At 43.5% G+C, this 9,235-nt stretch carries 6 protein-coding genes; all 6 read right to left on the bottom strand.

The window, feature by feature from the left end; genetic code table 11:
* Positions 1 to 83: 83 nt before the first annotated feature.
* Positions 84 to 1,712, bottom strand: coding sequence for an ABC transporter substrate-binding protein (locus tag SBI19_RS27410; RefSeq protein ID WP_317972707.1), 1,629 nt, complete (start codon positions 1,710 to 1,712; stop codon positions 84 to 86).
* Between the two features lie 54 nt (positions 1,713 to 1,766).
* A complete protein-coding gene (locus tag SBI19_RS27415; protein ID WP_317972708.1) occupies positions 1,767 to 2,651 on the bottom strand; it encodes a carbohydrate ABC transporter permease in 885 nt (294 codons plus the stop codon).
* A gap of 16 nt (positions 2,652 to 2,667) precedes the next feature.
* Positions 2,668 to 3,648 (bottom strand): ABC transporter permease, encoded by a 981-nt coding sequence (locus SBI19_RS27420; RefSeq protein ID WP_317972709.1) that lies wholly within the window; start codon positions 3,646 to 3,648, stop codon positions 2,668 to 2,670.
* A gap of 251 nt (positions 3,649 to 3,899) precedes the next feature.
* A complete protein-coding gene (locus tag SBI19_RS27425; protein ID WP_317972710.1) occupies positions 3,900 to 6,200 on the bottom strand; it encodes a helix-turn-helix domain-containing protein in 2,301 nt (766 codons plus the stop codon).
* A 90-nt stretch (positions 6,201 to 6,290) separates the two neighbouring features.
* Positions 6,291 to 7,727, bottom strand: a complete 1,437-nt coding sequence (locus SBI19_RS27430) for a glycosyl hydrolase family 28 protein (RefSeq protein ID WP_317972711.1) — start codon at positions 7,725 to 7,727, stop codon at positions 6,291 to 6,293.
* Between the two features lie 70 nt (positions 7,728 to 7,797).
* The gene (locus SBI19_RS27435) at positions 7,798 to 8,892 is read right to left on the bottom strand and encodes a glycoside hydrolase family 88 protein (protein ID WP_483312347.1); all 1,095 of its coding nucleotides are present in this window, start codon (positions 8,890 to 8,892) and stop codon (positions 7,798 to 7,800) included.
* Positions 8,893 to 9,235 lie beyond the last annotated feature (343 nt).

Raw genomic sequence — 9,235 nt, forward strand, 5'->3', positions numbered from 1 at the left:
TCTGGAGATCGGAACACTTACCGATCTGATTGACCAGAATCGACAAGTGCTCCTCATTCATTGCGATAGGGCTTCAGCGTGTATTACTTCTTTTGAGCAAGGAAGGCATTGATTTGATTCTTCAATTCTTCTTTAATTTTTTCTACGCCCGAATCCTTCAAATCCTTATTCATCTTCGACAAATTCTCATTAACGTCGCCGAAACCGGACAATAAGAATGGAAGATACTTATCCATGACAGTGGTGCATTTGGCGATTTCATTTTTTACAGGCTCTTGATCGAATGTAAATCCTGCCAATACATTTTTCTTATAGGTATCCGGCTTGAATTGATATTCATAATAGCGTTGAATTTGCTCCGGCAATCCTGCGGGAATTCGATAATAATTCGAATTCCAAGTCAACTCGAAAGCGGGGAAAGCGTAATTTTTAGTCGGATCGACGCCATCCGGAATCTTCCACTGTTTATCTCCTACAGCTTCCCAGTTCTTGCCTTCGATTCCGTACGTAAATAAGTCATTGTTCTCCTGACTGGAGAAAATCCAATCCAGGAATTCCATTGTTCTATCAATTTTTTTGGAGGCAGCAGGTATGGCAATGAAATTGCCTGCCTTTCCATCCGTAGATTGCGTTCCAGGTGTCATTTCTTGATTGTTCTTGGCAATCGGCCAGAAACCAAGCTCCGCATTCGGATCCAACGCCTTTTGCTTGGCTTGTTCCCCAGTAAACCCATTTAATGTTCCGTAACCCGCAGCGACAGGCTTTCCTGTTCCAGTTGAAGCCGTCATGGTATCTGCCGGAATGAATTGGTTAAACCGTTTCGCTTGGTTGAACTGGTTCATCAGATAATCCAGACCGTACTCCGAATTAATGTTCGCCCATTCGGATGCCGGATCTCCATAAGCCGCCACGCCCGCGACGGATTTCCCATCGTCTGCGATTTGAACGTAAACGAAATTTCTCTTCGGATTCGAACCGCCGATGAATGGAAATACGTTCCCTTCCAGCTGTTGCGCATTGATATCGGTAAAGAGTTTGAAGAATGCCGTATTGCCATAGTTTCCGAACGGCGTCATGTCTTTTTCGTTTTCTTTTACTTTTTCAAGGAAGTTATACAAATCATCATAGCTGCCGATATCCTTCAATCCATACTTGGTCGCCAAATCTTTCCGATACCAGACGCCTTCCATATCCATAAAAGCGTTTGCAAGCGGAATCGCATAGAGTTTGCCGTTGATCTTATTGTCATTGATATATTCTTCCGAGAAGGCCTTCTGAAGTCCTGGATATTTAGGGTTGTTAAAGTATTCGCTTAAATCTGCCAATGCGCCGTCTCTAGCGAATTTATCCTTTGACCACGGGTTGAAGAGGTCGATGTCCTCTCCCGATGCGATCCATAATTCATGCTTTGGACCATAGTCGGCAGGCGGTGTAAAGGAAAGATTCAAAGTCGTATTAAGCGTATCCTTCGTACGTTTCTCAAACTCCTTAATGACGGGATCGACATCGCGATACATCCCGTTCTCGGTCCCGAACAGACGAATATTAAGCGTAACCGGATCCTTTGTTGCGGGCGCTGTACTTTCTGCCGTGTTGCCGGCAGGCGCAGTGCTTTCACTCTCACTCGGCTTGTTTGATTCCTTGCTGCACCCAGCGATTGACGCAGCAAGGATTGTTGCAGCAAGCGGTATTACAACAAACTTTTTGTTCATTTTTCTTCCTCCCTTTTTATAATCCATCCTATATACTAAACCGCTCTCGCGGGTCTAGCCCTTAACAGCTCCAACTACTAATCCCTTAACAAAGTACTTTTGCAGGAATGGATACACGAATATAATGGGACCTACAGTGACTACGGCAGTAGCCATTTTGGCAGTATTGGCCGGAACGACATAATTAGCAACTGTAATTCCCTGCATTTGATTCAGTTGATTGGCAAAGTCTATTTCTCTCAATACCTTCATGATCAAATATTGCAAAGAATACAGGTCCTTATCGGAAATAAAAAGAGTGGCTGTAAACCATTCGTTCCAGAAACCGAGTCCATAAAACAATCCGATCGTCGCAATTGCAGGTTTTGCTAACGGAAGGATGATTTTAAATAAAATATAGATGTCATTCGCGCCATCGATTTTGGCGGACTCCGCCAGCGAATCCGGTATTTGCTTGAAGAAGTTCCTTAACAGAAACATATTAAACGGATTAACTAAGGCCGGTAGAATATAAACTAAGATATTATCGTTTAAACCCAAATACTTGGAGATAAGAAGGTAGGTAGGTATTAAACCTCCGTTAAACAGCATCGTAAAATAGACGAAAAATGCAATTTTGTTTCTGTGGGTAAACGTTTTCACCGAAAGGGCATAAGCCATCGCACTGGTAACGAGCAGGCAAAGGATCGTACCCACGACCGTGAAAATGATCGTTGTCTTGTAAGCGTTGAATATGGCGTTATCCTGAAATATGACCCTGTAAGCAAATAACGAGAAATGTTTAGGAATAAGAGAAAAGCCGGTCAATTGCACGGATTTCTCGTCAGATAAGGAGCTTGATAAAATAAGGATAAAAGGCACAATGCAAAAGATTGAAAATAGGCCCATGAACAGATAAGAAAATGTATCTATTGCTTTATTCTCCAAGCTGCGTTTCATTGTTTTATCTCCTTCCTTAAAAAATAGCTGAATCCGAATCATATTTCTTGGCAAAATAATTCGTTATATATACGATGACAAAACCTACAAGCGATTGATAAAGTCCGATCGCAGTAGACATGCTCATGTCATTCATCTGTCTAAGCATTCTGAATACATAAGTGTCAATGACATCGGTCGTATCATACAAATAAGGGTTGTCTCCTACAATCGCATAGATCATTCCTATATCCCCGTGGAATATGCCTCCGATGCCGAACAGGGTCAAAAGCACTGCTGTCGTTTTAAGCTGCGGCAACGTAATCTTTGTAATGCACTGCATACGGCCGGCTCCGTCGATTTTGGCTGCTTCATAGATTTCCTGGTCAATGCCTGCTATAGCAGCCAGATAGACAACGGAACCGAAGCCAGCGGCTTTCCATATTTTTAGAACAACCAGTATTGCGACCCATAAGCTAGGGTTGGAATAAAAATTGATTTCCTTTCCTTCCTGAATAAACCCAAACGCTTTTAAAACGGAATTAATCAATCCGACATCCGTCGATAATAATGCAAAAACAAACATCGAAACTAATGTCCAGGATATAAAATTCGGCAAAATGACAAGCGATTGCGTCACTTTCTTAAAATACTTGGAGCCGATTTCAGATAGCACAATGGCAATGAGGATCGAAAAAAACAATCCGGTAATAAGAAACAATAGATTTAAATACAACGTGTTCCAGGTTACAACAAGCCAATCCTTTGAAGTGAAGAAGTATTCAAAATTTTTCAAACCGACAAATTTACTTTTAAATATTCCTTTGACCGCATTAAAATCTTGAAAAGCTACGACGATCCCTACCATTGGCAAGTACTTGAAAATCACGAAAAATAAAACGCCTGGTAAAACCAATAAATACAAATAGAAGTTTTGTTTCACATCGGATAGGAAGCTCTTTTTTTTCTTCTTCATGACGACCCTGTCCGCTTTTTTATTGCTTAAAGCCACATCCATCTTTATCACCCTTCCCTCACGAATAAATCTATCGGCTCGCGTCGTGGAAATACCGAAGGCCTTTTCCCTTCTGACTCTAATGTCACCTGCATGACTCTTCAAGTTCTCGTTTTATCAAAAACCCGGTTTGATGGTATTTGAACCAGTTCAAAAACACGCTGCAGCGTACCCCGATGCTATTTGAACTACGGCGGTTTACAAGAAAAAGAACCAACAGCGTGGATGCTGTCGGTTCTTTTCTCTGTACTGCTTTACCATTCGACTTTTGCTTCTGGACTCTCGTTGTTCTGGATAATCATTCTATAATTTTCCGGGGTTTTGCCAAAGTGTTTTTTAAATACGGTAAAGAAGTGCTTGCTATTCTCTGGATACCCAACCAATTCGGCAACCCTGCTGACAGGATGATTCGTTTCAATTAGAAGCCTCTGCGCTTCCGACATCCTGCATTGTGTAATATAATCGGACAAGGATATGCCCGTTATCTCTTTGAATATAGACCTGACATAATTAGGAGACAGCTCTGCATGCTTTGCCACTGTATCCGTCGATAGGTTTGTACTATTATAATGCTCTCCGATATAATCTTTAATTTTATTCGCAATCATGGTTTTTACATTTTCTTTAGCGTCATTGCCTTTGGTCTCTACCACTTTGATGCAGAGTGAATAGAGATACGTTTTTATCTCATCCAATGTTTCGCAGGTTTGGATCTCGGAAACCAGCACCTTTATGCTGTATTCACCATTCTCTATACTCGTCTTGGCTATGCCACTTAGTGTCCTTGTAAGCAACACGGCTAACTGCAACACCGTTATATGGATTACATCCGCGCTAAACAAAGCAAGCCTTTCAAAAAACTCATTAAGGCTTGCGTCAATTTTTCTTAAATTGCTCTCCTTTATGGCTTCGATCATTCTCTTCTCAATATCATAAGGATATTCCTGCAGATCATTATCATTACGTTCCGCTATTTCGCCATATTCGATGACTGCTTTACGGCCGAATATCATTCGATAATTCGAAGCTGCCAGCGCATTCTGATAGGATTTGCTTATGCCTTCAATGCCTTCTACAACGTCCCCTATTCCCGCAGATATCGAAATCTTCAAATATTTCTCTACTTTATCTTGCATTTCCTTTACAAGATCGAGTAGGTTATCTGAAGGCTCGTCACTTCTATGGTGGACGTTCAAAATAATACTGACATAATCATTTCCGTTATCAACGCCCTCCGCCTTAAAGCTTTTTTCCCTAAAGAATTCACATGCAATATTAATAATGGCGAATCTAACCAATCGGACATCTTTCGACCATTTACCTGAAAGAATATTTTCAAGATAATCCATTTTAAGCACAAGGGTCAAAAAGAATGGAGCGTCAAAACTTAATCCGCACTCCATCCTATACTCTTTGTCGAAGATTTTCTCGTCCAGTTCCCCGTCCACTATTTTACCTAATAAGGTCTTCTTCTTATCATTCAATAATCGGTTTGAATCCAGTCTATATTTATGAAGCAGCTTTCTAAAGGGATTATAGATGCTTGAAGTAAAAATGATAGCTAAAACGATTCCCGCCAGCATAAAAATAGCGGTTAAAATCATTAATGTCTTTTGCATGGAATATGCCGACGATAATAGCTTGTTATATTCGCCAATGCCTATGAAAATCAAACCTAAATGTTTTGCTTTCACATAGCTGACCAATGATTCCTTATCGTTAATCTTCGTTATAAAACTGCCTTTTTCATTGTTGGAATGCATGATTTGCTTTGCAAAGCTTTCATTGGAAAGGTTTGTATTTATCATGGAAGTGTCATCATGAGACAAAACATTCCCGTTTTTATACATGATCAATACTTGATTAAGATCCCCGGCGCTTCCGATGGTAACCATTTGCTGCAGTATTCTTTGATTTAAGTTAATGACTAATGACGATTCAACTTCACCCTTATATGAAGTGTTTGTAAGAACCAGGGTCAATAAATTTTCGCTTACATCGTTATTATTTATTGCATAATTAACTTTTCTCGTAAAATATGCATTCGAAACGTTATGTTCCTTATTCCTCAGCGTACGGATTATGTCTTGATCCAAAAAATCCGTTGTCGACTGAATTCCTTCTCCTACCTCGGATATCGTGAAAAATACCCGGTCAGCCTTTGCATTATAAATATAAAGGGAGCTAATAAGCGGATTTGACTTCGCATATTGCTTTAATTTCTTTAATACATCTTGATCGGCAAATTGATCTATTTTATCAACGTACAAGCCGTAATTAAGATCATTATCTATACTATTATTAAATAACTGATAAAAGTTATAATAGACATTTATGAGCATTGTATCTGCAATATAATAAGATTGCGAAATAAAGTTTTCAGAGGTTTGACTGACTTGCTCTATGCTTTTATTGCTGTAGGCACGAAATAAGACAAAGGAAAAAACGGATAATAGAACGATAACGATAACGAAATAGGACGATAAGATTTTTATTAATAAAGTATCCCTTCTAAAGAGGCGTGTTAGCCTTTCCCCCACGCGGTCTACTTTCATTTGGCTGCCCCCTCACGATATCTATTGGGAGAACGACCTGGGAAACCGATCGTGCATCCAGTCCCCCAGTTCGCTCGAACCGTCTTGTCGTCACTTTTGAAATTGAATGCCGTACGCGTGCTCATTAATGTCGAAATGCCCCTGCTCCGCATCCAGAATCAATTCGCCGTTAATACGCAAATTGGTGAAGGTGACGCCATCCACGGTCCGCTCCCGGTCAAATCCGTAAATTCGGTTTTTATGTTCATTTTTTCCGTTATAGGACACATTCCGGAAATGAATATTCTCAATGCGTTTGCCGGCAACAGGGTTATATTTCTCATTCCACACGATACGGATGTCCACAAGCTGGCCTAGTTCGAAATCCTCCACACGGATGTTGTCATAGGTAACGTTGCGCACCGTATTATTATCGCCGACATTAATATTCATGGCCCCCCAATAGCCTGGCTGGGGCTCATGATGCTCCAAAATATCGATATTGCTGAACTGGATATCCTCGATCAAGTCACCGCCCCGGCGGTAGTCTCCATGTCCGCCGATATTCATTGCATGCGCAACGTCGGCCCATAAGACCGAGTCTTTGACGCTTACGCAGCGTGAATCCCCTTTATAATCCCAGCGGCTGCCGTATACGGCAATGCAATCGTCGGACGTCCGCAGGAATACATCCTCAATCTCGATATGCGAACTGGACATCATGTCGATGCCGTCGCACCATCCCCGCGTGCTGAAGGATTTGAAGTCGCGGATCCGGATATGCTCGGACTTGCCGATGTAAATGCTGTAATGCGGCGGATCGAGCAGCACGATGCCCTCCACTGAAATATGGTGCGAGAACATGATCCTAACGCCCCGAAAGGCGGAGAATCGGTGGAAGTCAGATAAATATAGCACGCCTCTGCCGCGTATGGCGACATCTTGTACATGATCGCAAACAAGGGAACCGACAACGATAGCGCCGCCGGCAATATAGACGGTTTTCCCGGACGGAATACGGAGGATCGTCTCCTCCAGATAATGCATCCCCGGCCCGAAATAAATCACCTCCGGTGCCGCTCCCCCAGGCAGCGGATGATTCGCCAAACGGTGAATATCCTCCACTCTGTGAATGGCAGGCTTCAGAAACAGCACGTTCGGCCCGTCTGGCAGCGGGGGATTGTCCTCAGGCGCATTCGCGAAAAGATGCAAATTGCTAAATCGGTCCCCGTTCACTTCAATAGACAGTTTGCATGGCTCTTTCAAACGGAAGATAACGGCCGTATCTTCCACTTCGAACGGGATCCTCTTCGAGAGCGGACGGATGACAGCTTGGTGAATAGTTCCCTTCCGGCTCACGACCCGTACCTCCACCGGTCCACCCATGTCAAAAAAAGACATGGAGGCCTGTCTGACATTGTGCATATCCACCTTCGCTTCGTAAACGAAAAGCGGCTCCCATTTCTCTCCGGGGATGCGGACGCTTACCTCGAAATCTTCCCGGCCAACTGCCCCTGCAGGCGCATCCCAAATCTTTAAATAGCTCAACGAAGTTCTCCTCCTTGAAACCGATAATCCCAACATCCTATATACGAATTTAGCGTAGAATCACGATAGGTCACCATAAATACAGATCATTGCCTTTCAACTTGAACAAGGCCTCCATGAAATAATAATCGCCATATATAATCGGTGTATGTCGATCCGGATTGTGGTACGCTGCAGAACCATTAATAAGCAGATGATCCGTCTCCATCCTCCAATCGCAGCACGAAGCATCCAACGTCTTTAATAGTTTTAGAGCGGCGCTTAAATACAAATCCCTCTCAAGCTCTTGAACAGCCTTCGCAATCTCGATTAGTCCGCAGGCAGCGATGGCAGCCGCCGTCGAATCCTCGTAAGCCGGCTCTTTCGGTTGACGGAAGTCGATTGGAATGATACCGTTTTCAGGAATATTAGCGATAAAATAATGCGCGATTCGTTTCGCCGTATCCAAGTACGCCTGTTTACCTGTATGCGTGAAGCTCATCATAAAACCGTACAGTCCCCAGGACTGACCGCGAGTCCAAGAGGAACCATCTTCGTAGCCTTGACCGCCGTAGGTGCGTAAGAGCGAGCCCTCGTATGGATCGAACTCGACGATATGATTGACGGAGCCATCCGCCCGAACGAATGTGGACATTGCCGTATCCGCATGGCGCATGGCGATATGCTTGTATCTGGGATCCCCGGTTTCTTCCGCAGCCCAATAAAGCAAGGGAATGTTCAACATACAATCGATGATTGCCCAGCCCCGGGTATCCGTCCCCTCCAAATCATTCCATGCGCGGATGAAACCCCCGGCGAGATTAAAGCGACCGGCAAGCAAGTTAGCCGCATGCAGCGCCCGCTTCCTCGATTCAGGGTTCTTCGTTACTCTGTAACTGGCAACACTGGTCGGGAGCCACATAAATCCGACATCATGATGCAAGCCATAAAAGATAGAGAAGCATTCGTCAAGAAGCTCTTCCGATCGAAACGCGATCTCCTTATATTTATCGTTGCCCGTCTCGTGGTGCATCAGCCACATCATGCCGCCCCAGAAACCGTTCGTCCACCAACTGATTCCGTCCGCCGGATCGCTGCCCGGTTTCATATCCGGTCGATGGTCATGCGTACCGTTCATTGTTGTGTAGGGAATTTTATATTGCGATCTTTCGCTCACCACGTCCATTTTGGCCGTGATTTTCGCGATAACATCACTGACCCACTGTCGATCGCTTACCAGCAACACACTTCTCTCCTCCTCGAAGCCTTTTCCCTCTCACTTTAATCTCACATCTAGGAGTGTTCAAGTTCTCGTTTTATCAAAACGCCGATTTGATGGTTTTTGAACCTGCTCAAACACACACTCAGCGTATCGTTGGTCCTTCTGATCAAAAGAAAAGAGCAACGCATTCGTTGCCCTTTTCTCGGATGACTAAAGAGTTGCTATCAATCCTCCGCTCCAAGAGTCAGCTCAAACTCCTTGTCGCGGTCGCAGATCAGCACGCCGTCCATCACTTCCAGCTTGGCAA

The organism is Paenibacillus sp. CCS19 (assembly GCF_033239625.1).
In the GTDB taxonomy this organism is placed as follows: domain Bacteria; phylum Bacillota; class Bacilli; order Paenibacillales; family Paenibacillaceae; genus Paenibacillus_T.